The organism is Robiginitalea rubriflava (genome assembly GCF_052540725.1).
The window spans coordinates 1,156,835-1,180,821 of the sequence record NZ_CP199309.1 but is presented as its reverse complement, the minus strand read 5'-3'; the positions used below and the strand labels follow the sequence as shown (position 1 = coordinate 1,180,821).

General features: G+C 46.4%; 25 protein-coding genes. 13 read left to right on the top strand and 12 right to left on the bottom strand.

The features are described from left to right. Nucleotides 1–12: 12 nt before the first annotated feature. The 3 genes from ACT6NU_RS05440 to ACT6NU_RS05430 all read right to left on the bottom strand — a co-directional run bounded on the left by ACT6NU_RS05440 (nucleotide 13) and on the right by ACT6NU_RS05430 (nucleotide 3,108). Nucleotides 13–342, bottom strand: a complete 330-nt coding sequence (locus tag ACT6NU_RS05440; RefSeq protein ID WP_445383450.1) for a HesB/IscA family protein — start codon at nucleotides 340–342, stop codon at nucleotides 13–15. Nucleotides 343–465: 123 nt separating this feature from the next. Then, nucleotides 466–1,833 carry a hypothetical protein gene (locus ACT6NU_RS05435; protein WP_445383449.1) on the bottom strand — a complete coding sequence of 456 codons (1,368 nt, stop codon included), beginning with the start codon at nucleotides 1,831–1,833 and terminating at the stop codon, nucleotides 466–468. Nucleotides 1,834–1,851: 18 nt separating this feature from the next. Continuing rightward, a complete protein-coding gene (locus ACT6NU_RS05430) occupies nucleotides 1,852–3,108 on the bottom strand; it encodes a choice-of-anchor B family protein (RefSeq protein ID WP_445383448.1) in 1,257 nt (418 codons plus the stop codon). Between the two features lie 57 nt (nucleotides 3,109–3,165). On the opposite strand from ACT6NU_RS05430, the gene thiL reads away from it, so the two are divergent. Continuing rightward, nucleotides 3,166–4,215, top strand: coding sequence for a thiamine-phosphate kinase (thiL, locus tag ACT6NU_RS05425; RefSeq protein ID WP_445383447.1), 1,050 nt, complete (start codon nucleotides 3,166–3,168; stop codon nucleotides 4,213–4,215). Here thiL and ACT6NU_RS05420 read toward each other — a convergent pair whose 3' ends face one another. Next, a complete protein-coding gene (locus tag ACT6NU_RS05420; RefSeq protein WP_445383446.1) occupies nucleotides 4,216–4,437 on the bottom strand; it encodes a hypothetical protein in 222 nt (73 codons plus the stop codon). Between the two features lie 235 nt (nucleotides 4,438–4,672). Here ACT6NU_RS05420 and brnQ point away from each other — a divergent pair, with 235 nt between their 5' ends. The 6 genes from brnQ (at nucleotide 4,673) to ACT6NU_RS05390 (ending at nucleotide 11,585) form a co-directional block, all read left to right on the top strand. After that, nucleotides 4,673–5,956, top strand: coding sequence for a branched-chain amino acid transport system II carrier protein (brnQ, locus tag ACT6NU_RS05415; RefSeq protein ID WP_445383445.1), 1,284 nt, complete (start codon nucleotides 4,673–4,675; stop codon nucleotides 5,954–5,956). Between the two features lie 56 nt (nucleotides 5,957–6,012). Then, on the top strand, nucleotides 6,013–6,552 hold the full coding sequence (locus tag ACT6NU_RS05410) for a CopD family protein (protein WP_445383444.1): 540 nt from the start codon (nucleotides 6,013–6,015) through the stop codon (nucleotides 6,550–6,552). A gap of 132 nt (nucleotides 6,553–6,684) precedes the next feature. Beyond that, nucleotides 6,685–8,100 (top strand): sensor histidine kinase, encoded by a 1,416-nt coding sequence (locus ACT6NU_RS05405; RefSeq protein ID WP_445383832.1) that lies wholly within the window; start codon nucleotides 6,685–6,687, stop codon nucleotides 8,098–8,100. Nucleotides 8,101–8,106: 6 nt separating this feature from the next. Continuing rightward, nucleotides 8,107–8,889, top strand: a complete 783-nt coding sequence (locus ACT6NU_RS05400; protein WP_445383443.1) for an enoyl-CoA hydratase/isomerase family protein — start codon at nucleotides 8,107–8,109, stop codon at nucleotides 8,887–8,889. A gap of 18 nt (nucleotides 8,890–8,907) precedes the next feature. Continuing rightward, complete coding sequence (locus ACT6NU_RS05395; RefSeq protein WP_445383442.1) at nucleotides 8,908–10,458, top strand: hypothetical protein; 1,551 nt, start codon at nucleotides 8,908–8,910, stop codon at nucleotides 10,456–10,458. A gap of 50 nt (nucleotides 10,459–10,508) precedes the next feature. Beyond that, nucleotides 10,509–11,585 (top strand): PA0069 family radical SAM protein, encoded by a 1,077-nt coding sequence (locus ACT6NU_RS05390; RefSeq protein ID WP_445383441.1) that lies wholly within the window; start codon nucleotides 10,509–10,511, stop codon nucleotides 11,583–11,585. Here the strand turns inward: ACT6NU_RS05390 and ACT6NU_RS05385 are convergent. From ACT6NU_RS05385 to ACT6NU_RS05370, 4 genes are all read right to left on the bottom strand, one after another. Further along, nucleotides 11,578–12,996 (bottom strand): Gfo/Idh/MocA family protein, encoded by a 1,419-nt coding sequence (locus tag ACT6NU_RS05385; protein ID WP_445383440.1) that lies wholly within the window; start codon nucleotides 12,994–12,996, stop codon nucleotides 11,578–11,580. The two genes, ACT6NU_RS05390 and ACT6NU_RS05385, sit on opposite strands and share 8 nt — an antisense overlap. Before the next feature lie 81 nt (nucleotides 12,997–13,077). Continuing rightward, nucleotides 13,078–13,737: an HD domain-containing protein gene (locus ACT6NU_RS05380; protein WP_445383439.1), complete on the bottom strand. Its 660-nt coding sequence runs from the start codon at nucleotides 13,735–13,737 to the stop codon at nucleotides 13,078–13,080. Continuing rightward, a complete protein-coding gene (locus ACT6NU_RS05375) occupies nucleotides 13,734–14,474 on the bottom strand; it encodes a lysophospholipid acyltransferase family protein (RefSeq protein ID WP_445383438.1) in 741 nt (246 codons plus the stop codon). The genes ACT6NU_RS05380 and ACT6NU_RS05375 overlap by 4 nt, the downstream gene beginning before the upstream one ends. 62 nt (nucleotides 14,475–14,536) lie before the next feature. Continuing rightward, nucleotides 14,537–14,950 carry a BrxA/BrxB family bacilliredoxin gene (locus ACT6NU_RS05370; protein WP_445383437.1) on the bottom strand — a complete coding sequence of 138 codons (414 nt, stop codon included), beginning with the start codon at nucleotides 14,948–14,950 and terminating at the stop codon, nucleotides 14,537–14,539. A gap of 124 nt (nucleotides 14,951–15,074) precedes the next feature. On the opposite strand from ACT6NU_RS05370, the gene ACT6NU_RS05365 reads away from it, so the two are divergent. From ACT6NU_RS05365 to ACT6NU_RS05350, 4 genes are all read left to right on the top strand, one after another. Continuing rightward, nucleotides 15,075–15,800, top strand: a complete 726-nt coding sequence (locus ACT6NU_RS05365) for a TerB family tellurite resistance protein (RefSeq protein WP_445383436.1) — start codon at nucleotides 15,075–15,077, stop codon at nucleotides 15,798–15,800. Between the two features lie 10 nt (nucleotides 15,801–15,810). Then, nucleotides 15,811–16,395 (top strand): HupE/UreJ family protein, encoded by a 585-nt coding sequence (locus tag ACT6NU_RS05360; RefSeq protein ID WP_445383435.1) that lies wholly within the window; start codon nucleotides 15,811–15,813, stop codon nucleotides 16,393–16,395. 105 nt (nucleotides 16,396–16,500) lie between these two features. Then, the gene (locus tag ACT6NU_RS05355) at nucleotides 16,501–16,953 is read left to right on the top strand and encodes a deoxycytidylate deaminase (RefSeq protein ID WP_445383434.1); all 453 of its coding nucleotides are present in this window, start codon (nucleotides 16,501–16,503) and stop codon (nucleotides 16,951–16,953) included. 1 nt (nucleotide 16,954) lies between these two features. Continuing rightward, entirely contained in the window at nucleotides 16,955–18,562 is a 1,608-nt protein-coding gene (locus ACT6NU_RS05350; RefSeq protein ID WP_445383433.1) for a S41 family peptidase, read from the top strand. Nucleotides 18,563–18,575: 13 nt separating this feature from the next. On the opposite strand, the gene ACT6NU_RS05345 is transcribed toward ACT6NU_RS05350, so the two are convergent. Together ACT6NU_RS05345 and ACT6NU_RS05340 are read right to left on the bottom strand one after the other, a co-directional pair. Continuing rightward, nucleotides 18,576–18,779, bottom strand: coding sequence for a hypothetical protein (locus ACT6NU_RS05345; RefSeq protein WP_445383432.1), 204 nt, complete (start codon nucleotides 18,777–18,779; stop codon nucleotides 18,576–18,578). 34 nt (nucleotides 18,780–18,813) lie between these two features. Beyond that, nucleotides 18,814–19,386 carry a MarC family protein gene (locus tag ACT6NU_RS05340; RefSeq protein WP_445383431.1) on the bottom strand — a complete coding sequence of 191 codons (573 nt, stop codon included), beginning with the start codon at nucleotides 19,384–19,386 and terminating at the stop codon, nucleotides 18,814–18,816. 120 nt (nucleotides 19,387–19,506) lie between these two features. Here ACT6NU_RS05340 and ACT6NU_RS05335 point away from each other — a divergent pair, with 120 nt between their 5' ends. Continuing rightward, the gene (locus tag ACT6NU_RS05335; RefSeq protein ID WP_445383430.1) at nucleotides 19,507–20,079 is read left to right on the top strand and encodes a DUF3109 family protein; all 573 of its coding nucleotides are present in this window, start codon (nucleotides 19,507–19,509) and stop codon (nucleotides 20,077–20,079) included. On the opposite strand, the gene ACT6NU_RS05330 is transcribed toward ACT6NU_RS05335, so the two are convergent. Continuing rightward, a complete protein-coding gene (locus ACT6NU_RS05330; protein WP_445383429.1) occupies nucleotides 20,076–22,004 on the bottom strand; it encodes a tetratricopeptide repeat-containing sensor histidine kinase in 1,929 nt (642 codons plus the stop codon). The two genes, ACT6NU_RS05335 and ACT6NU_RS05330, sit on opposite strands and share 4 nt — an antisense overlap. Nucleotides 22,005–22,016: 12 nt before the next feature. Beyond that, the gene (locus ACT6NU_RS05325) at nucleotides 22,017–22,751 is read right to left on the bottom strand and encodes a LytR/AlgR family response regulator transcription factor (protein WP_445383428.1); all 735 of its coding nucleotides are present in this window, start codon (nucleotides 22,749–22,751) and stop codon (nucleotides 22,017–22,019) included. 461 nt (nucleotides 22,752–23,212) lie between these two features. On the opposite strand from ACT6NU_RS05325, the gene ACT6NU_RS05320 reads away from it, so the two are divergent. Further along, nucleotides 23,213–23,788 carry a hypothetical protein gene (locus tag ACT6NU_RS05320; protein ID WP_445383427.1) on the top strand — a complete coding sequence of 192 codons (576 nt, stop codon included), beginning with the start codon at nucleotides 23,213–23,215 and terminating at the stop codon, nucleotides 23,786–23,788. Nucleotides 23,789–23,987: the final 199 nt, after the last annotated feature.

Genomic DNA, 23,987 nt, shown 5'->3' with positions numbered 1-23,987 from the left:
CTCAGAGCCTGTTTAAAGTGAGAAACTCTCACCGCAGCCACAGGTGCGCTGCGCATTTGGATTATTAAAAACAAAGCCCTTCCCGTTCAGCCCTCCTGAATATTCCAGGGTAGTGCCTATCAGGTACAGAAAACTTTTTTTGTCTACAATTATCCTTACGGAATTGTCTTCAAATACTTTGTCCGATTCGTCAAGCTGCTTGTCAAAGCGCAGTTCGTAAGAAAGGCCACTGCATCCCCCGCTTTTGACCCCAACGCGAACGTAGTCCGTACTGGCGTCGTAGCCCTCTTCCTGCATCAGCATGATGACCCTCTGTTTAGCCGTTTCCGATACTTTGATCATCTTTAATTGGATTTATTCTAAATAGTTTACAAATATAGGAAGTACAGTGCATTTTAACACTATTCCTAACATTATTATAACGTATGGGAGTATTATATTTCTCTATGGGTTCAGGAGATATCTCTATCGGATTTTCATCAGGATAAGATCCGTCATTCCGAGGGCATTTAATTCGGGATTACCCGGAGGGCCTAATTCTCCAGTCAGAAGCAGTCCACCATCCGATGATTCTATCAGGTCAAAGCCCAGATCTACTCCGCTTCCGCCAAAGGTATATTGCCAGAGTAAATTCCCGGAAGCGTCAATTTTCAGGGCGATGAGGTCATTCTCGCCTGCGTTTTGCAGGTCTGCAGCCGCACTTCTGCTGGTCCCGCTGATCAGGAACCCGCCATCACGGGCAGGGCTGATACTCTCCGCCGCATCAAAGGCGGTTCCTCCAAAACTGTTTTCCCAGAGGAGCTCCCCTGTTTCGGAAAGCTTAACCACCCATATGTCTGCTTCCCCTGAATTCCGGGACACATCCCCGTCTGAGCTAAAACTATGCCCGGTTACCACGTATCCTCCACCGGGGTTGGCTGTAATATCTGAGGCTATCTCAATCCCGGACCCTCCCAGGGATTTCTCCCATACCAAAGAGCCATCGGCATTCAGTTTAATAACCCAGAAATCATAGCTCCCCCTGGAGGCACTTATATCAAAATCTGTACTCTCGGTAAAGCCGGCCAGTACAAACCCGCCATCCGGGCTGGCGGTCACGGCATGGGCCCTGTCGTTATTCGTCCCCCCGAAATACGATTGCCAGAGCAGCTCCCCTGAGGCACTGATTTTGCTACACCAGAATTCCCCAACCCCGTGCCTGCTCAGGTTTACCCCTTTGGCCTCAAAGCCGTCTGCCCGGGCTGCTGTCAGATCCAGGAAACCGATAAATAACAATGCGCCCTCATCCGTTTCGACAATGTCATAGGAGTGATCATGGCCGGAGAACCCAAAACTCCTTTGCCACAGGATGTTGCCCTGTGCGTCCAGTTTCAGTACCCAGTTATCGTGAAACCCACGGTTTAATGAGGCATCGCCGTCGTCACTCATGGCGTAACCGGTTATCGCAAACCCCCCATCGCTGGTCTGTATAACGGCCTGCCCCCTGTCATCTGCACTGCCCCCATAGGTCTTATTCCATTGCAATTCACCTGAAGCGTCAAATTTCAGCAACCAGTAGTCATTCTCAACGCTTGTCTTCCCTTCAATGTCCCCATCTGTACTGGAGGTAAATCCAAATACAGCAAAACCCCCATCTGAGGTATTGATGAGAGAGCGGGCAGATTCGTCTGAACTTCCGCCAAGGGTTTTGGCCCAGACAACGGTACCCTCCGGAATATCCGGCAGAAATCCGGCATCGTCATCACTACAAGCGGAATGGATAATAAAACAGCAAGCAAGGAGGATTCGTAAACCGGCTTTATGTTGTATGAATTTGCTGAAAAATGCAGACATAGCTCTTAATTCTACATGTTAAGGAATACCTGAAGCAGCACGAACCACAAAGAAGCCACTGTTGATATCATTGATCAGGATGTTCCCACTGCTGAAGTATGGATATACGCTCCAAACCCCGTTAAAACTGGGTCCGTTATTTGCCGGGTAGGTGTCAAAAAAACCTTCTTCTGAGATACTTTGTCCGCCAATACCGCTGATATCAATTACGCGAAGCCCGGCCGTATAATTCGCCAGGTAAAAACGGTTGCCACGCACATAGCCGTTGTGATCTATCGCAGTTGTGGGCCCTGAGTAACTAAAGGAAAGCTGGGGATTATCCAGGTCTGAAAAATCAAAAACCAGGGTCCTGGAATTAAATCCCAGGGAGATTTCATCGAGCTCATCCCCCAACAAAAAATAGCGCTGGTCTTCCGTAAACCAGCCCTGGTGTGTATATCCTAGGTTCGGATAAGACAGGGAAGCAATGACGACAGGCAGGGCACGGTCAGTAATATCCACAAGGACCACCTGTGTCTCATTGGCGCCGATCAGGATCTCACGCCCTGCATAATCCGGATCCGGCCCGTTATAGGTGACCACCTGGGCATCGTGGGTATAACCATTGGCGGAAAAACCCCCGGCGGCCTGCGGGTTGGCAGGGTCGCTGAGGTCGATAAAATGCGGGCCACCTGAAAAGGTGCTGGTACCAACCGCTACGGCCAGACCCGTTTCTTCATTGATGACGATATTGTGGGCATTGCCAAAGGCCGTATAGGTATTGGTGGCCGCAAAGGTTTGAGGCGAGCCGCTGAGGCCGCGTAGCTGGGTAAGGTCAAAAACCTGCATCCCGTGGCCACTGGCCTCGGATACAATATAGGCATGATTCTGATACACTTTGATGTCTCGCCATAGAATGCTTCCACCATTGGAAGGTAATTTTCCCAAATATGCTGGGGTTTCCGGGTCTGCCAGCGAGATAAAGGCCGTGCCATTATCCAGCCCTACGAGAGCGTATTCCGTGCCGTCGGCCGGATCGGTCCAGCCCCAGATATCATTTCCCGACTGGGCATTAAGGCTACTTAGGCCAATGTGGGATACCAGGTCGTATCCGTCACAAGGGTAGTCTCCAGCCATGCCATTTTCACAGGGGGTGAGGTTTCCAACCACATCCACAGGGGGGTCCGGGATGTTATTATCCGGCTCAAAAGAGTCGTCCCCACCGGAGCAGGAAAGCAGGAATGTGATCGCCAGGGAGGCGAGTACCTTCCCCATTAAGGGCTTCTTTCTTCTCATCTGCTGATTTTTGATTTAAAGATATACTATAATAACGATCCTTCTTACTTTTGCGGTATGTTTGAAAACAAAGATTCTGAACGTACCACGCTCGAGCAGCTGGGAGAGTTTGGCCTGATCGATCACCTTACCCGAAACCTGAAGCCCCTGCAGCAAGGGACCATAAAAGGTATTGGGGATGATGCAGCCATACTTCAATTTAAAAAAGGGCAGGTAGGTGTCAGTACAGATATGTTGGTGGAAGGGGTTCATTTTGACCTGGGGTATACCCCTTTAAAACATCTAGGCTATAAGGCTGTTGTGGTAAACTTAAGCGATATCTACGCAATGAATATGCAGCCTACCCAGCTTACCATATCCCTGGCGGTATCTAACCGGTTTCCCCTGGAGGCGCTGGAAGAACTGTACGAAGGAATTACCCTGGCCAGCCAGATCTACGGGGTGGACGTGGTTGGAGGAGACACCACCTCTTCCAATAAAGGCCTCATTATCAGCGTAACGGCCATCGGACAGGGGGAAAAAGAAAATGTTGTTTACCGCAAGGGCGCAAAGGAAAACGACCTGCTGGTACTCAGCGGGGATCTGGGAGGGGCCTATATGGGCCTGCAGGTACTCAAACGCGAACAGGAAGTTTTTAAAGTGAATCCGCAGCATCAGCCAGATCTGGAACCCTATAGTTATTTGGTGGAGCGGCAATTGAAGCCGGAAGCTCGCAAAGATATATTTGAATTGCTCGCTGCGCTTGATGTACACCCCACTTCCATGATCGATATCAGCGATGGCTTATCGTCTGAAATTCTGCACCTCTGTAAATCTGGTAATGTTGGCTGCAATGTATACGAAGAGAAAATCCCACTGGATCCCACGGTCATTTCTGCCTGTGAGGAATTTAAACTGGATAGCAGCCTGGTGGCTTTAAGCGGGGGGGAAGATTATGAATTACTCTTTACTATAGACCAAAAAGAATTCCCGAAAATTAAGGGTAATCCAAACCTGACCGTAGTGGGGCATATAACGGACCAGGCTTCAGGGGCACACCTCATTTCCAGGAATGGCTCTAGCATCCCTTTAACTGCTCAGGGATGGAATGCTTTCGGACAGCAGTGATCAGGCTACCTGATGATGCGCCTCCGGATGCCTTTTCTGATAAATATGTTCCAGGGTTTCGTTGATCTCTTTCAACTCAGGGGTAAGAATGGAGAGGTTTCCGCTAACATCCGTGGTAACTTGTTTCCCGCAGTGAACACAGGAGTATTCTTTGATGTGTGAAGTAACCTTTCTCGAGACCGAGTAGTGGTGGCCGAAGATGGAGCAAAACAGTTTCTTCATAACAGTAGGTTTTAGGGTTCATGGGGATTCCGGCTTTGAGGATACCGGAATACCATGGGGTTATATTAATTGTTGTTGTACGCTTTTATAAAGAACTCAACGAAAGGACTTACGCATTTATTGAGCAATTCAGATGTTTTTTTAAATATTTTCGATAAACAACTTCTTTTTTTCCCGGGTTGAGTATCTTTTGACCTTTTCGGACTAACATAAAAAACAGATTTGTAAATTCCAAATGGGGAAAAAATCTCAGTTTATTCTGGCCCTGGCCCTGTTCTCACTTTTTTTTGGTGCCGGAAACCTGATCCTCCCGCCGCAGCTCGGTTACCGGGCAGGAAACTCCTGGTGGCTGGTGGTTCTGGGGTTTTGTTTATCGGCAGTTTTAATTCCCATGCTCGGGATCCTGGCACATGCCAGATTACAGGGCGGGATGTTTGATTTTGCCAAAAAGGTTTCCAGCCGCTTTAGCCTGGCTTACTGTTTTTTGGTTTATGGCATTTCCATTGCGCTGCCAGCTCCCAGGACGGCCTCAGTTACACATGAGATGGCCATAGGGCCCTATCTGGGGAGCAGTCCGCTGTGGACCAGCCTGCTCTATTTCGGTCTGGTGTTTGTTTTTGTGTTGAATCGTTCCCGGATCAGCTCGCTGATCGGGAAATGGCTTACGCCCATAATACTGCTGGTGTTACTGGCCCTGATCGGAAATATTGTCTTTGATTTTGGGGAAGGCCTGGAACCCGGGGTGCTTGAGGCCCCCTTCTCGGAAGGGATCCTGGAAGGGTATCAGACCTTCGATGCCATTGGGGCAGTGGTGGTTGGAGGGGTAATCCTGATATCCCTGAACCTTGAAGCACCTGAGCTGGATGCCAGGCAGCGTTTCCGGCAGATTTCAGGTGCTGGCTGGCTGGCTGGGGCAGGCTTGCTTATTCTCTACACTGGCCTGGTCCTGTCTGGGGCCCTGATTCATGCAGATTTGGACGGGACAGAATCCCGAACGGAAATCCTCAGAATGCTCAGCGATCTGGCCCTTGGTCGTAATGGAAACCTTTTCCTGAGTATCTTAATAAGTTTGGCCTGCTTTACCACTGCGGTTGGGATTGTAACAGGAACTGCCGATTTTGCCAGTTCCCGTTTTGGGAATTCCGGGCTGGCTTATAAACTTACGGCCCTTATGGCGTCTTTATTGGGGGTGATTATGGGTCAGCTGCCTGTGGACTACATCATTTTGGTAGCATTACCAGCCCTGATGTTTATCTATCCGCTTACAATCGTATTGATTCTCTTAAATGTTCTACCGAATTCCTGGACTCCTGCCCCTGTTTTCAGAGCAGTAGTTTTTACTACCCTGCTCTTTAGCGTGCCCGATTTTATGGCGACTATAGGCTTCGATTCTCTAAAGGAGTCTTTAGGGGGCAGCATTCCGCTGATGCAATATCAATTGAGCTGGGTCTTGCCGGCAATCCTGGTTTTTGCGGTATTTCATTTAGGTTCGGCTAAATCCGGCCGGGTGAAACCTTAAATGGTATTTTCAGGGCTCAACAGTAAGCTGTAATTTTACAATGTTTAATAGAACTTATGGCAGAGTATTACAATTATATAAAGTCTCTTCACCTCATCTTTGTCGTAACATGGTTTGCCGGTCTTTTTTATATGCCCCGCCTGTTTATCTATCATATTGAGGCAGCCGAAAAACCTGAAGCACAAGCCGGCTTGCTCACATCACAATTCCGAATTATGGAGAAGCGCTTGTGGCAAATCATTACCTGGCCTTCAGCCATACTTTGCACCATAAGCGCCCTGATGCTCTTATGGATTATGCCGGATTGGCTCAGTCAGACCTGGATGCAGATTAAACTTGGGTTTATCCTGCTGCTGTTTGCCTACCACCTGAAAACCCATCAGATGTACCGGCAATTCCAGAAGGAAACCTTCAGTTATACTTCCAGCTTTATGCGGATTTGGAATGAGGGGGCTACCCTGGTCCTTTTTGCCGTAGTATTCCTGGCGGTTCTCAAACACCAGTTTCAATGGGTGTACGGCCTGCTGGGCCTGATTTTACTTGCACTTATACTGATGCTCGGAATACGCTTATACAAGCGGATTCGTCAGCAATAGTAATCTTCCCGCAGATCGTTACCTGAGGCGGGTAAACCTCAGAATACTTTGGTGTGATTATTGCTATCTTTACGGGTAAAACCGACAATATTGTTCTCCAAACTATCCCTTCGGTCCCGGATTTTCTTCTCCATGATCCTTCTGGTGCTGATCGCATCCGTTCTGATAGCCGGGGTAACGGTTTATCAATACAAAGAACAATCAAAGGACTACCATGAGGTTCGCCTGGAGCGCAAGGAGGATCAGATCAAACAGGCCATAATTTATACCCTGCAGCGTACTACCTATCCGGTTACTACAGCCAATCTCGGCCTTATTTTCAAAGACGAGATATACCGGATAGCAGATATCGAAAATGTCAATTTCAATATTTACGATCTGGAGGGTCAGCTTGTTAAAAGTTCCCGCCCCAAATTCAACAACGACTCCATCTCCAAATGCCTGGAATACCATATTCTGGACCGGCTCAAAAACAGTCCTGATAAACGATATGTGGAGGACAATGTAGCTGCCGGGGATAAATACCAGGCCTCCTACATTTATATTACCGATAATCGTTTTAAGCCAATTGGCATACTGAATATCCCGTACTTCCAGGACAATTCCTTTAATGATATGGAACTGAAGGAATTCCTGATGCGCCTGGGCGGGGTATATCTGATCATGTTTATGATCGCGATTTCACTGGCGTATTTTATTTCGAAATATATTACGCGATCTCTGCAGACTATTTCGGATAAACTAAACCAAACCCGTTTGGCCAAAACCAACGAAAAGATTTTTATTGAAGATACCAGCGAGGAAATCTCGAAACTGGTGGAATCCTATAATGGAATGATAGATGAACTGGAGATGAGTGCGGCAAAGCTGGCCAGAAGCGAAAGGGAGCAGGCATGGAGGGAAATGGCCAAACAGGTGGCCCACGAGATCAAAAACCCCCTGACGCCCATGCGCCTGAGCGTGCAGAGTTTCCAGCGAAAATTTGACCCTGCTGATCCCAAAGCTGGCACCAAGATCGAAGAATTTTCAAAAACGCTGATCCAGCAAATCGATACCCTCAGCAGCATCGCATCGGCTTTTTCAAATTTTGCGGAAATGCCGGCTCAGCAGAATGAAACCCTGAATGTGGTGAAGATCGTCAAACTGGCTCTGGAAATATTTAACGAGCCTTATATCCACTTTATGTCGGAAGAAGAGCAGATTATTGTAAAGATGGATCGCACCCAGCTCATTCGCGTCATTACGAATTTGGTTAAAAATGCCATACAGGCCATTCCGGAGGTGAGCAGCCCTCGTATACTCGTTTCGGTTTCAACCGAAGGGGAACTGGCCAAAATCTCGGTTGCGGATAACGGGATCGGGATCGATGATGCTTTCAGGGATAAAATATTTGAACCTAAATTCACCACCAAATCCAGTGGGATGGGCCTAGGCCTGGGGATGGTTAAAACCATTGTGGAAAATTATCAGGGCCGCATTGATGTTACTTCACAATCCGGCAAAGGTTCTGTCTTTACGGTTCGTCTGCCAAAAGTTAAATCCAATTGATATACCATGAAATTAAAGAATGTCCTAGTTGAAGAGGAAGGTGCTGTTGCACTGCTGTCAGTCAATCGCCCGGATAAATTAAATGCCTTAAACCGTTTAACCATACAGGAATTGCGGATGGCACTGGAGGATCTTGATTCCGATAAAGGGATCAGGGCCATAATTCTGAGGGGGAGTGGCCCCAAGGCCTTTGTTGCCGGAGCGGATATAGCTGAATTTGCTGCTTACGGAGAACGGGAAGGACGCGAGTTGGCTCGTCTTGGGCAGGAGGAACTTTTTGATTATATAGAAAACCTGGGTACCCCGGTTATTGCAGCCGTAAATGGTTTTGCACTTGGCGGTGGCCTGGAGCTGGCCATGGCCTGTCATTTCAGGGTGGCCAGCACCAATGCTAAAATGGGCCTGCCGGAAGTTTCCCTGGGGGTTATTCCGGGCTATGGAGGAACTCAGCGCCTGCCTTTGCTGGTAGGAAAAGGGAGGGCCATGGAAATGATCATGACGGCCGGAATGATACCTGCGGAGAAGGCATTGGAATACGGGCTGGTCAACCATCTGTGTGACCCGGACGAATTAGAAGATTTTTGCTTTGAGCTCGCCCGGAAGATCGTAAAAAACTCACCAGTAGCCCTGTCATATGCAATAAAAGCCGTAAATGCAGGTTTAAGGAGTAGCGAGTCCGGCTATCAGGCGGAAATAGACGCCTTTGGCAAATGTTTTGGTACTGCGGATTTCAGGGAAGGGACTACTGCCTTCCTGGAAAAACGCAAACCCGATTTCCCCGGCTCCTGAATCATTAATTTCTGACTTATGAGAAATGCGCTATTGCTCTTTCTGGGTATCCTGAATCTTTTTATGCTCAGCGCTCAGGAAATGCCGCTGGAATACCGTTTCGGAGAAAAATATAACGATCGGTACAGATATTCCAACCTCCTTACGTTTGCAGAAACCCATTCAGGCGATAAGTTATTGGTAAGGGCCTACTACCAGGGTTTGATCCTGCGCCCCAAAGGTTATCTGATTGAGCGTTACAGCCCGGAGCTTGAACTTTTAGATGAATTCAACTATAAACTGAAAGGGAAGGACTTTGTAGATGGGTTTGTGGCTAACGGACAAATATACCTATTGTTCTTGTCTTATGATCCCGAGAAATTTCAATACGATTATACCATTCACCAAAGCCCCGTTGAGAACTATAATTTTCGAAAAAAAACACTTCTGAGCGTCCCCTCAGATTACGTAGACAGTCCGTTGGATAAGAACTATTACAATCGGAAATTTCGATCGGGTTTTTCCACGACGGTTCATTTTAATAAGGCCAGAACAGCATTTGCAATCAGCCTGCATCATAAAAAGGGCAAGGATAACAAGCACCGCATCCTGGTATACAACAATAACCTGGATAAGTTGTTTGATATCGATTTTTCTGCCGAGATTGAAGAAAAAAATTACGCCTTCGAGGAAATGGAGACCTCCCCCGACCTTTCGCGGGTCTATCTGATGGGGAAAGCCTATTTTAAGAAAAGGCGATTTAAGGCAGACGAACGCAAATTCCAGTATGAACTGCTGGCCCTATCCGGTGGGGGATCGCAAACCCAGACCTTTGACCAGCCGGGGAAATTTTCAGAAGCGCTTAAGCCTTTGTGGCATAAGAATAAATTAATCTGTGTCGGGTTTTATGCAGACCGGAAAGACAATCGTTATAATGGCCTGGAATATTTTGAGCTGGATCCTGTATCGCTGAACATTGAAAAAAGCACCTTTAATCCGTTCACGGAACAATTTATGTTTGACAAGTTTGGCAAATCAGACGAAAAGATTATAAAGAATCTGGTCTTTAAAGATGTCCGTTTTACGGATACCGGAGACCTGCTCTTTAATGCCGAGGAATATTTTGTAACCGAGAGTATGCAAACAAATGCCAGTGGTGGCCGGGTAAAGATTGAGCGTTTCCACCACAATGATATTGTAAGTGTAAAGCTCAATAGCCAGGGAAGGCTGGAATGGGCCCGAAACATTAATAAAACCGAGGTCACCCAGGGAGACGGGGCATATGCATCTTACAGTGCCTATACCAAAAATGGCCATACCTACTTCTTTATTTGTACTGCAGCTGAGAATCCGCAATTGCTCAATAAGGAACGACTGATTTTCAAGCAGGGACTTAGCCGCAACCGGAACGTCTTCGCCATAGAGCTCGATCCTCAGGGTAAAATGAGCTACGAGAAAATTATTGACCAGCAGGAAGCCAGGTTACCTTTAATGGTTTCCAAACCCCTGGTGGATACTGCTGAAGAGACCCTTTACTTTTACGCTAAGCGCGGGAGTAAAAAACAATTGGTTGCCGTTGCTGTTAAATAATCCTATTATTTGGTAATAATCCATAAATTTGGAAATATACCATATAATGAATGGAATCAAATAAACGGATCAGGGGCAGGGGTGCCCAATTAAAAGGGGATAATAAATTTGAGGCCTTCAGCGAAGAAGAGCTGGATTCCTTTCTGGAATACTGCAGACAGGAAGGGGAAGAGCCACGGAACAATCAGACCCAATACACAAGGGTTTTTCCAAAATCATTTATCAACAAGGTCAGCAGCCCGGATGTGGGCATGGAATTCAGTGCCAACCCCTATCAGGGGTGCGAACACGGCTGCGTTTACTGTTATGCCCGGAATTCTCATGAGTATTGGGGGTATACGGCCGGGCTCGATTTTGAAACGCGTATTCTCGTAAAGGAAAATGCCCCTCAACTCCTGGAAAGAGAACTCAGGCGAAAATCATGGAAGGCTGCCCCGGTGGTCCTGTCTGGCAATACGGATTGTTATCAGCCGGCCGAAAAACACTACAAGATTACCCGGGCCTGCCTCAAAGTATTTCTCAAATACAGGCACCCGGTTGGTATCATAACCAAGAACGCACTTATTCTGAGGGACCTGGATCTCCTTAAGCAACTTAATGAGCAGGGCTTGGTTGGTGTGCATATTTCGGTTACAACCCTTTCCGAAAATACCAGGAGGCTGCTGGAACCCCGTACGGCCAGTATTGCCAAAAGGCTTAAGACTATAAAGGTACTTTCTTCTGCGGGCATCCCGGTTAATGCCATGCTGGCGCCGATTATCCCGGGAATAAACAGCCATGAACTGATGGCTCTGGCAAAAACCGTTTCAGAGCAGGGCGCACAGTCTTTCGGCTTCACAGTGGTTCGTTTAAACGGCGCAATCGGCCAAATATTCACAGACTGGATTCAAAAAGCAATGCCCTTAAAAGCAGAAAAGGTTTTGGGTCAAATTCGCGCCTGTCACGGAGGGAGCCTGAACGATAGCCGATTTGGGGTGCGGAACAAAGGGGAAGGCGAACTGGCCTCTCAAATACGGCAGCTTGCCACAGTGGCGCGTAAACGCTACTTTTCCGACCGCAGATTTCCCAGTCTGAATTGCGGATTGTTTGAAGAGTACCGCAGCGGACAGTATAAACTCTTTAACTGATTTCCCAGCCTTTACGGTAGCTGCCTTTTACCCATTCATTGGCTTTTTCAAAATTGGTAACCCGCATATTAGCCCCGTCCCACATGATTTTTCGTCGCCCGGGATATTCAAAATAGGAGCGGCCGTTTTGGTTATTAACGCGGTTTTTGTACTGATAGGCACGAATGGCCAGATTTCCCATAAGTACCGCTTCCGTTAGCGGACCGGAACGGCTGAAATCAGAAGAAGTACCAATCCCTTTCAGGCAACCGTCCACAAAATTCTGCTGGTGGCCGGACACATCCCTTTCTATCCTGGGCAGGCGTGGTTTAGGTGAGTTTAGTAAATCCATCATTTCCGATGGGAGCAAGCGTGCATTCCTGGAGTATACATCGCAAACCAGAATTCCTTTGGTACCGTAAAATATACTACCACCTCCATTGGCCCCGATAGTTTCCCCATCTTTTAATTCGTCCGGAAGATCAGGCATAATCCCTCCGTCATACCAGTTAAGGGCAACCTCTCCATGGGCAGGGGTATCAAATTTTAGCCGTACTATGGAAGACGACGGACAGGAGGCGCCGTAGTCTGCCTCTACAAAATCCCCAACCCAGTTGGTCGTACAACTTGCCTCTGCTTCCTTGGGGTACCCCAGGTCCAGTACGCTGAAAGGAGTTTCAATGATGTGGCATCCCATATCTCCCAGGGCCCCGGTTCCGAAGTCCCACCAACCCCGCCATTTAAAGGGCAGGTAGGCATCGTTATAATCGCGCATCTCAGCTGTGCCCAGCCAAAGGTTCCAGTCCAGGCCGTCCGGGATGGGATCTGTGCCTTTGGGCAGCGGAATCCCCTGCGGCCATACCGGCCTGTTGGTCCAGCAATCCACTTTATATACTTCTCCAATTACACCAGATTCAACCCACTCCCGGGCTTCTCGACTGCCGTCACTTGATGCACCCTGATTCCCCATTTGGGTAACTATTCCCTGCTCGCGGGCAACCTGCGTCATCAAACGGGCTTCTGCAATATTGTGGGTAAGGGGCTTTTCAACATAGGCATGCTTTTTTTCCCGCATAAAAGGAAGCGCTATGGGAGCGTGCATATGGTCTGGAGTTGCAACCATAATGGCATCCATATCTTTCAGGTGCTTATCATATACCTGTCTGAAATCCTTGTAACGGGCAACTTTCTTATGTTTTTTGAAGGTACTTGCCGCTCTGCGTTCATCCACATCGCAGAGGGCCACATATTTTACTTTTTTGGTCTTATCCAGGCCGTCCATTACACCGGCACCCCGACCGCCGACCCCAAAAGCTGCAACGTACAGGGTATCGCTTGGGGGTACATGCGTTTTACCCAAAACAAAACTGGGAACGATAGTGAATGCTGCAGAGGAGGCAGCGGTATTCTTGATAAATTTTCTTCTGTGCATGGGGGTTGAAATTTAAGATCAGAAGGAAAGATACGAAATCTGAATATTTTCCGGGAGGATCAGAAGCTACTTACAACCAGTTTAACCTGCCCCGTTCCATTCTTTGTAAAACTGCTCCAGGTATTGGAGCATAAACTGATGCCGTTCTTCAGCAAGGCGTTTGCCTGTGGCGGTGTGCATGCGGTCCCGGAGCAGCAATAATTTTTCGTAAAAGTGGTTTATGGTCGGTCCCTTGCTGGCTTTGTATGCAGCTTTATTCATTTTTAGATTCGGGGCAATTTCGGGGTCGTAAAGCGTTCTGCCTGCATGTCCGCCATAATTGAACGCCCTGGCAATACCTATGGCCCCAATGGCATCCAGCCGGTCTGCATCGCGTACTACCTGCAACTCTTTGGAATTGCAGGATTTCTTTTTCTTTCCTAGGCTGTTTTTAAAAGAAATATGCCTGATAATCCGGACGATTTCTTTTCGTTCCTCCCGGGAGAGCTTAAGCTTCTTAAGGAACTTATTGGCTTTCTTCGGCCCTATTTTTTCATTGCCGTCGTGAAATTTTGAGTCTGCTATATCATGCAAAAGGGCCGCCAGGCTCACAATACGCAAATTGACTTTTTCGTCTTTCGCGATCAGCAACGTATTTCGGAATACACGCTGTATATGGAACCAGTCATGCCCCCCTTCAGCTCCTTTCAGCTGTTTTTTAACATAGGCAATCGTTTTTTCTACGCGCTGGGGATCGGTCATTTGGATGGGATGATTTTAGAGGTGATGAGCGTTTCAATCTCATTGATGGATTCCGGTTTCAGGCTTGAAACAGGAATGGGCGGATGCATATAAAAGTGAATCCGGGCTCCCAGACCATGCGGGAATTTCCCAAAGCGGAGCATTTTCCAGGAATTATTGATAGTTATGGGCAGGATCTGTGCAGAGGGGGCGTATTTGATTAACATGCTCAATCCAAAAGTGCGGAAAGGCTTGGGAGCCCCGTCACGGCTTCTGGTACCTTCCGGAAAAATCACAGCGGAGCGCCCTGTGTTATCAATATATTCTCCCATTTTACGAAGTTCGCCCAGGGCCTGTTTGCGGTCTTTTCGATCAATCAGAACGGATCCGCCATGGCGCAGGTTAAAGGAAACACTAGGAATGCCTTTCCCGAGCTCCTTTTTACTGACAAACTTCGGATGGTATTTCCGCAGGTGCCAGATAATGGGAGGGATATCGTACATGCTCTGGTGATTCGCCACTATAATAAGGGGTCCCTGTTCGGGGAGTTTATCGGGCCAGTGAAAATTATAGGTGGTCCCCAGAAGATGCGTGCAGCGCATAAGGCACCAGTTCAAAAGGCAAACACTGTTTGTATGTGCCTGATATCCGAACACATTCAGGCAAACCCACTGTATCGGATGGAACACCATAAGACAGCATCCGAAACAAATCAGATAAATCAGAGTGAGCGGATATGCCAGAATCTTTTGAAACATTACTACAAAACTAAAAAACCGCACAAAAGAGGCGGTTTTTTATATTAATAAGGTTGCAATTTTCAATTGCAGAATTCATCGTAAGCCTGCGTCAGGTTATCAGCAATCATTTCTGCCGGACGTCCTTCTATATGGTGGCGTTCAATCATATGTACCAACTCTCCGTCTTTAAAAAGGCCCATACTGGGGGAAGAAGGAGGAAATGGCACCATCATATTTCGGGCTGCATCTACCGCTTCCGTATCTACCCCTGCAAAAACGGTTACCAACCGGTCAGGGGTTTTGGGGTGCTGCAGACTAATTTTGGCTGCCGGCCTTGCGTTGGCGGCGGCACATCCGCATACTGAATTTACAACAACCAGGATGGTTCCCGGTTGGGCTATGGCTTCTTTTACTGCCTCTGCGGTGTATAGCTCCTCGAAACCTGCCGAAGCCAGATCTTCCCGCATGGGTTTTATTAATTCTGCTGGATACATAGTAAAATTTTTTATTGGCGGTAGCAAAGGTATAAAACAAAAGGCAGTATACCATAACATATTGGAACATGCCTGCAGGGGATAATCATTATCAAAAAACTATCTTTGGCAAAAATTTTTTGAAATGATCAAATGGTTTGCAGCCATTTTGGGATATATGTTTTTCAGATTGCCCGGGGCACTACTGGGGTTTATCTTAGGAAGCCTTGTGGACGGAGTCGGGGGCCGTGGCCGGCAGGTATTTCAGGATTTCACACGAACCCAGGTATCCCCTGCGGATTTTGAGTTAAACCTCCTTTCACTCTGTTCCATTATAATAAAAGCCGATGGCAGGGTCAGCCAGCAGGAACTCGATTATGTACGGCAATATTTCCTGAGCACTTATGGAAAGGAAAAAGCCAATGCTATTTTCCGCACCTTTAACGAGGTCATTAAAAAAAGGGAAATATCTCCCCAGCGAATATGCTTGTATCTGAACCAGCGCACCCGTTACGAAGTGCGGTTACAACTGCTGCATTTCCTTTTCGGGATCGCCAATGCAGATGGGCATGTAAGTGCAGCAGAAGTTGCAAAGCTCCGTGAAATTGCGGGCTACTTGCGCATTAGCCGAAATGATTTCGAGAGTATTCAGGCCATGTTTGTGGAAGCGGCAGATAATGCATACAAGATCCTTGAAATTGACAGGTCTGCAACCGATGCTGAGCTGAAACGGGCTTACCGGAATATGGCAAAAAAATATCACCCGGACCGGGTCAATACCAAGGATGAGGCAATTAAAAAGGGGGCTGAGGAGAAATTCAAACAGGTACAGAAAGCCTACGAACAAATTCAAAAGGAGCGCGGTCTTTAACTAAGCGATTATGCAGGATTTTTGGTTTTACGGGGAGTTGGGGTTGTTTCACGTGCTGGACCTTCAGGGATACGATCATGTACTGTTCCTCATAGCTTTGGCACTTCCCTTCGGATTCAGACAATGGAAAAAACTATTGGCCCTTGCCACCCTTTTTACAATTGCCCACTGTCTCTCGCTGGGGCTGGCGGCTTTTGGGATAATATCTGTAGATGCAGCGATCGTGGAGTTTCTAATCCCGGTAACCATATTTCTCACTGCCCTTTTCAATCTGTTTCGAAACCTTGGAGAACAAGTTGAACTCGCTTTCCGGGTGCATTTGTTCAGTACGGGATTGTTCGGGCTCATTCATGGCCTGGGATTTTCAAATTACTTCCGTATGCTGATGTCGGGAAGTTCTGAGAAAGCAATCCCCCTGCTGGGTTTTGCGGCAGGGATTGAACTGGCCCAGGTCCTGGTATTGTGTATGGTCCTGTCTGTATCTTTGCTGGCCCTGGACCTTCTGGGGGTACGAAAAAAAGCCTACCTGTGGGGAATCAGCATTCTCATTTTAGGCATTTCCGCCATGCTGGCTTTTCAGGCCTGGCCCGCCTGATTTTCACTTAAAATTAACCTCAATGTGGTTGTCTGGGCCAAAGAAAGCCGGTATCTTAGTAGATCCGTGCACCAAAATGTCCCTTACTCCGTTAATTAGATAAGCGTGAATCCGAAAAAACAAGCAAAATACGACCGGGCCTATTTAAGAATGGCCCATGAATGGGGGAAGCTCTCTTATTGCAAAAGAAAACAGGTGGGAGCCATAATCGTTAAAGACCGGATGATAATTTCCGACGGCTACAACGGGACACCCACTGGCTTTGAAAATTTCTGCGAGGATGATGCCGGATATACTAAATGGTATGTGTTGCATGCCGAGGCAAACGCAATATCAAAGGTAGCATCATCAACCCAGTCTTGTGAAGGGGCGACTTTATACATTACCCTTTCGCCCTGCAGGGAATGCAGTAAACTGATCCACCAGTCCGGAATCAAAAGGGTGGTTTATCAGAAGGCCTACAAGGATGGGTCTGGCTTGCGATTTCTGGAACGGGCTGGGGTTGCCTTGAAACACCTGCCAGTGGATGACGTCTCTATTGCTGTAAATAAAGATTGAATTGAAAAAGAATTATTACTTGGGGCCTCTTGTTGTAGCCATTTCCCTTGCTTTGGGAATTTTGGTAGGGGGAAAACTGAATTTTAACGATACCCCCGAGAAGCTCTTCAGCACCAATTCCAAAAAAGACAAGCTCAACCGGCTTATCGATTATATCGATTATGAGTATGTGGACGATGTGAACACGGATAGCATCGTGGATATAACTGTGAACAATATCCTGGATAAGCTGGATCCGCATTCGGTTTATATCCCCAAATCGGAAATGAAGCGGGTAGCGGAAAACATGAAAGGGGATTTTGTGGGGATAGGGATTAACTTTTACACCTCAAGGGATACTATTACAGTGGCCCGGACCATCAAGGGAGGGCCCAGCTCAAAAATGGGTATCCGGCCCGGAGATAAAATCTTAATAGCAGACCAGGATACGCTTTTTGGGAAGGGCCTAGCCGATGATTTCATTGTGAATCGCCTTAAAGGCAGGGAGGGGAGTTATGTAAGCTTAACGGTTTACAGGAAATCGGAAGACCGCATGTTTACGGTGCGGCTGAAAAGGGATAGGGTTGCCCTAAGGAGCATAGATGCTTATTATATGCTCACTCCTGAAATGGGGTACATCCGCATGAACCGTTTTGCGGAATCCACTTTTGAAGAGTTTAAGGAGGCATTATCAGACCTCAAAAAACAAGGGGCGCAAAAACTGACTCTGGACCTTAGGGATAATCCGGGAGGCTACCTCAATATAGCCGAGCGGATAGCGGATGCCTTTCTCCCTAAAGGCAAGCTGATTTTATTTACCAAAAATAAGAAAGGGCAGATCGATGAAATCTATGCATCCTCCAAAGGAGGTTTCGAAAATAGACCCGTATATGTCCTGATCAATGAAAGATCTGCCTCTGCTTCCGAAATTATTGCAGGCGCCCTGCAGGACAATGATATAGGCACCATTGTGGGCAGGCGTTCCTTTGGAAAAGGACTTGTGCAGCGCGAAATGGAATTGGGGGATGGCTCAGCGGTTCGCCTGACCGTATCGCGTTATTATACACCCACAGGCAGGTCCATACAGCGGACGTACCAGAACGGGACTGAGGATTATTACGAAAAGTTTACACAGCGATACCACAATGGGGAATTGCTTTCTGTGGACAGTATCAAGGTGGCAGACTCCCTGAAGTTTACCACCCCAAAAGGGAAAACCGTCTATGGGGGTGGAGGAATAATCCCTGATGTTTTTGTTCCCATTGGAACAAATGAAGAGGAAGCCATATCCGCTTTGGACGGAAGGGGCTATTTTTCCCGCTTTGCTTTTCTACATCTGGAAAAAGATCGCAGGCGCTATGTGGACTACGATCGGGATTCCTATTACAGGGAATTCAGGGTGGATGATATATTGTTTGACGAGCTCATTGAATTTCTGACCCGTTACAATTTTAAGATCAACTTTTACGATTACGAAGAACGGCTGAAACTGTATATTAAAGCAGCGATTGCGGAGCAGTTGTTTTCCCCTGATTTAAAGGCGAAGATACTGGCACCATCTGACGCCATGCTCGAAACGGTCAAACAACTGGATACCCCGGATATACGGCCGGCTTCCCCCGACGCCTAAACTTCTGGATCAATTAGTCTTCGTCCAGTTTTTTCTGAATCTTTTTTGAGGTGTTGTAGATCAGCAACAGCACAATTGCACTAAGTGAGGCAAAAATGCCAATGAAGGCAATCAGACTATCCCCCTCAAATGGAGCGTCAAAATCTATCAGGGTGGCATTGTAGACCAGAAGGGCCAGGGCCACTATTATCAGAATGCTAAGCAAAATTTTATTCATAAGACAGAATTCAGAGGACTCTTCCGACCTTTAATCAGAAAAGCCCATTTATGTTGGTAGCAAATAGTTTTACAGCTATAGCCAGCAAAATTACCCCAAAAACTTTTCGGATAACCCCCAGACCATTAGGGCCCAGTACCTTCTCAATCTTTACTGATGACTTAAGTACAAGATAAACAAAGATTATGTTAATGATAATGGCCACTATAATATTGACTACCTCAAATTCAGCCCGTAATGATAGCAGGGAAGTCATGGTGCCGGCTCCGGCTATCAAAGGGAAAGCGATAGGCACAACCGATGCAGTTTGTGGTGCATCGTCTCTGTAGAGGGTAATTCCAAGAATCATCTCAATGGCCAGGAAAAACAGGACCAGGGCCCCGGCAACCGCAAAGGAATTCACATCAATGCCAATCAGCTTGAGGATTTCTTCCCCAATAAACAGAAAAGCAACCATTATACAGGCTGCCACAATAGAAGCCTTTTCAGATTGGATATGCCCCACCTTTGACCGCAGATCGATGATAATGGGAATACTGCCTACGATATCGATTACCGCAAAAAGGACCATAGTGGCCGTAGCGATTTCTCTGAGACTAAAATTCATATCACTGGATAAAGCGCTGCAAATGTAAGCGGAAAGCGCTTAGCGTTAAAGGATAGTCCTTGAATTTTTCTTCTTTTTATGCGGTCAAAAGGAATATCTTTGGAGCCCTAAACCGGCAGGATGTTTCAACTTGGGAAAACCATTGTTTCGGAAGAAATAATCAATTCAGATTTTGTCTGCAATCTGCAGGCATGCAAGGGAGCTTGTTGCGTAGATGGGAATGCAGGCGCTCCGCTGGAAGAGGAGGAGACCAAAATCCTCGCAGATATATTCCAGGACCTCAGGCCATTTTTACGACCGGCCGGGATAGCAGCGATCGAGGTCCAGGGGACATATGTAAAAGGAGAGGACGGCGAATGGGAAACACCTTTGGTAAACGAGCAGGAATGCGCCTATGTGATCTATGAGGGAAAAACTGCCAAATGCGGGATTGAAGCCGCTTATAATGCAGGGGCGATTTCGTGGAAAAAACCGGTTTCCTGCCATCTCTACCCTGTGAGGGTACAGGAATATTCTTCCCTTACAGCTGTTAATTACCATCAGTGGCATATTTGCGATCCGGCCTGTTCCCTTGGGGCTGAACTGAAAGTCCCGATATATAAGTTTGTAAAAGAGGCCCTTATACGAAAGTTTGGAGCTGCCTGGTATGCAGAACTGGAGGAAGTAGCCCGGGAATACCAACAGTCTCCCTAGATCACCGGGATTCGGAGATTGACTTCAGTGCCGGCCGGCGCCCCGTCCGCACCATAGAGGTCGTTTATTGAGATTTCATAAGAATTCTGGTAGTCCTTTGCGAAGTTGGCCAGCCTTTCTTCCGTGATATCGATTCCAACGGATTTTCTCTTAACCACCCTCTCATTTTTTAAGCGCTGGGAGGCATTTCTCCCAACCCCATTATCGCGAATAGTCAATGATATATACCCCTTTTTTGGGTTGGTTATTTCTATTTCGATTTTCTTATCTCCTACTTTGGAGGAGAGACCATGCCAGATTGCATTTTCCAAAAAAGGCTGTAATAGCAGTGATGGAATTTTAATATGAGCCGGGTCTACCCCTTCCGAAATGCTGATCTTGTACTCTATTTCATTGTTAAACCGGATGTTTTCTATGTTCATATAGAGTGCAGCCGTATCCAGTTCTTCATCCAGGAAGATTTCCTTTTGTGAGGAAGCCTCCAGTATTTTCCGGACCAGTTTGGAAAATTTGTTGAGGTAGTGAACGGCATTTTTCTTCTCATTATTAATTATATATAACTTAATGGAGTTCAGGGAATTGAACAAAAAATGCGGATTCATCTGACTCCTGAGCCTGCTTTGTTCCAGGGCCATAACCTTTTTCTCGTTAGTCAGTTTGTTCTGCCGGTATACCACATGAAGGATGAGTGAAAAAAGGATAAGGAATAATACTCCAATGAGCAGGGTAGTGCGATTGCGCCTTAATTGCATCCCAAAGATCTCATTTTCTTTTGCCAGTATTTCCATCTGGATATTCCTTTTTTCCTTCTCGGAACGCGAAACGGCATCGTAAACATAACGGAGTATCCTGTTATTGGCGATTTTGTATCGGGCCTCCTGGGCCCTTTTATAGTGTAACAGGGACGTTTCCATGTTTCCACGCGCTTCCCAGAGGTCGTGTAGCCAGGTATTTGCATCATATACATATGCGGTCAGATTCCCCTTTTCGGCCAGCTCCAGGCCTTTTGTCAGATAGGATTCAGCAGTCTGGTAGTTCTTAAGGTTTAGTTCTACCCAGCCGTATTGAATATAGATCAGTGGAATGAGTTCATCATCGGGAAGCCCTTCTATTTTATCCAGTAGTGGTAAAAGTATTTTTTTGGCCTTCGCAGCCTCACCCTCGTGCACCAATACATGAGCTATTCCCGTATTATTGAGTACCTGAAGGCGTCTGGAGTTGAGGTTTTTATTTATCTCTGCGGATATGCCGTAGTACTCCATGGCTTCACCCAGTTTACCAAGGGCTTCCAGGTTTTCGCCAATTTTATTATTGGTAAACCCCAGGCCTTCGGAAAAATTGATTTCCCCATAATACTCCAGGGCGGACTGGTAATAATTGATGGCCAGCTCGTATTGGCCAATACTGCTGTAAATATTTCCTATCCCGTGGTTCGCCTTGCCCATTTCGAGTATAACCTGCCTCGATGGCTCGGAATCTGATGTTGTGAGGTTGATAACTTCCTGATGGTAGTCCAGCGCATTTTTTATAGAGTCTATTCTCAAAGACAGGCTCCCAAGACTGTTCAGGGTAATCAGTCTTACTCCATACGTTTCCTTTCCTGTGGCAGCCTGCAGGGCTTTTGTGTGATATTCAATAGCCTGGTTGTATTCCGTAATATCAGAACTGAGGGCTGCCATTCGGTTATATCCATAGGTGAGGCCCGAAAGCAGACTGTCCTTCTTGCTTTTTTCGATTAATTCCCTAAAGAGTAAGGTGTCCCGATAATCCCTGAAGGTTTTTTCAAATGCTTCGTAGGTGGGGCCCTCCTCAATAATGCTGTCTGATAGCGCATTAAAATCTTTGGGGGTTTGTTGCCCGGAAACACCTCCAGCAATGAAGAGGTAAATGAGTTGCAGGAAAAGGAATTTTGAAAGGCGCAGCATGAACAGTAGAACTTAAATCAGATCCAGGAAATCGGACTTTTTGGTCCTGGAAACCGGGATTTTGTGATTGGATTCTAGTATTACATAACCATCCGTTTTTAGAAATTCCTTGATTTTATTTAAGTTGACAATATAGGAGTTGTGAATTCTGAAAAAAGCATCCTCCGGAAGGATCTCATTTATTTCCTTTAATTTTTTGGTCAGCACCATTTTTTGTCCGTCTGTCAGGAAAATGGTACTGTAGTTCCCATCAGACTCCGCAAAAAGGATGTCTTCATTTTCAAGGAATACCAATTTACCGTCTGTATTTAAAGTTATTTTTTTTCCGGAAGCGGGACTATTACGGCTGACTAGTAATCGTTCCAGTTTTTCGGCATTTAACCTGCGAGACCGGTGTTTCCTGATCTTTGAAATGGTTTGTTTCAGATCATCAGTATCTACAGGCTTTAAAAGGTAATCGATGGCTTCGTTTTTCAGGGCCTTTATGGCATATTGGTTGTAAGCTGTTGTAATAACTATTGCTACAAATTCATTCTGTAGTTTTTGAATAAACTGGAAACCGTCCATAGCAGGCATTTCGATATCCAGAAAAACACAATCAGGTGAGTTTTTCTCCAGGAAATCAAGCCCGTCATACGGATCTGTAAAGGATGCCACTACCTCAATTTCATTTGAGAAATTCGTAAGCTCCCATTTCAAACCCTGAATGGCCTTTTCTTCATCATCTACTATTACCGCTTGCAGCATGCCTTCATTTTACGATAATGAAAATTACTTAAAATTTATGAGCCGGAACCAGGTAAGCACCAAAGATGTGCAAACCGCTGGAAATGGGCCATAAATGAACAGATTTTGACAGATTTTGGTCTGATTCTAAAGAATGAGGACAGGCATAATAGCGGATTATACAGTTTTTAGCTCCATTTACACATCTGACCCTCTCCGCTGTTGGACCTCTTTTTATTTTCATGCCTGGATTGGATGCAGACATTCCTGCAAATGAAATGAATCATGAAAAAATGTTTGTTCTTTTTTTTAGCCCTGATTTGTACAATGGTCTTGTATATCCTTTCAGCTTCCCATACCGCTGCAGAAGATACGGAAGCCTTTCAGGCCGAAATAGCACAGGAAGTAAAGATAAATAAGCCTTCATCTGATTCTTCACAGAGCGACCCAGCCAGATCTTTGTTTCCTACAAACCAGGATAAATGAGCATTAAAAATAATTTGATTCTGCGATGGATGCTGGGAGGGATGATCCCTTTCCTGCTTATTGGCAGTATCTCATATATTGCTCCCGGGTCTAATGATATTGATAAATTGGTGAGCAAGGGCGACTACATACTTCGCACTGAATTGCAAGGGAAAACTATCAAATACCAGGGCCCGGTCTATTTTGAATTTGACAGGCAGCAATCTGGGTTAAGAAATACCAGGGTTTTCAAGCTACATTTTTTAAGTTCAGAAATATCCAGGGGTTATAGTTTTGGTTTTTTGATTCCCATAACTGGAAAGGATATGGTTCTTCAACCGGAGGAGTTTTGGGTGAACGAAGAAAAAAAGAACATCCTGAGCAGAGATGATTCCGTTTTCGGATATGCAGACCTTTTCGATACGAATTCATCCCTGTATTTTACTGAATCCGGGATGATTTCCATAAAAAGTATTGCAGAGGACGCGGTTTCTGGTAACCTGAACATGTTCCTAAAGGACGTGGATGGGAAAGAATTGCATTTGGCCGGCTTTTTTAATGCCTTGCCGCTTAAGACACAGCGCAATTTTTAAAAAGCACGAAACAAAGTATTTGAAATACTGTCAAACGGTAAGTACGGCTCCGGTCTGTTATGTATTTAGCAGCTACTTAAAGGCGTCAATACACCGGAAAACGAGCCGAAACCCTAACGGGAAATAGGCGAGTGTTGGATTTTTAGGTTTCGGGGGAACTACCTAAGTCAACATCCGGTGTTATTTAATTTTGACACGC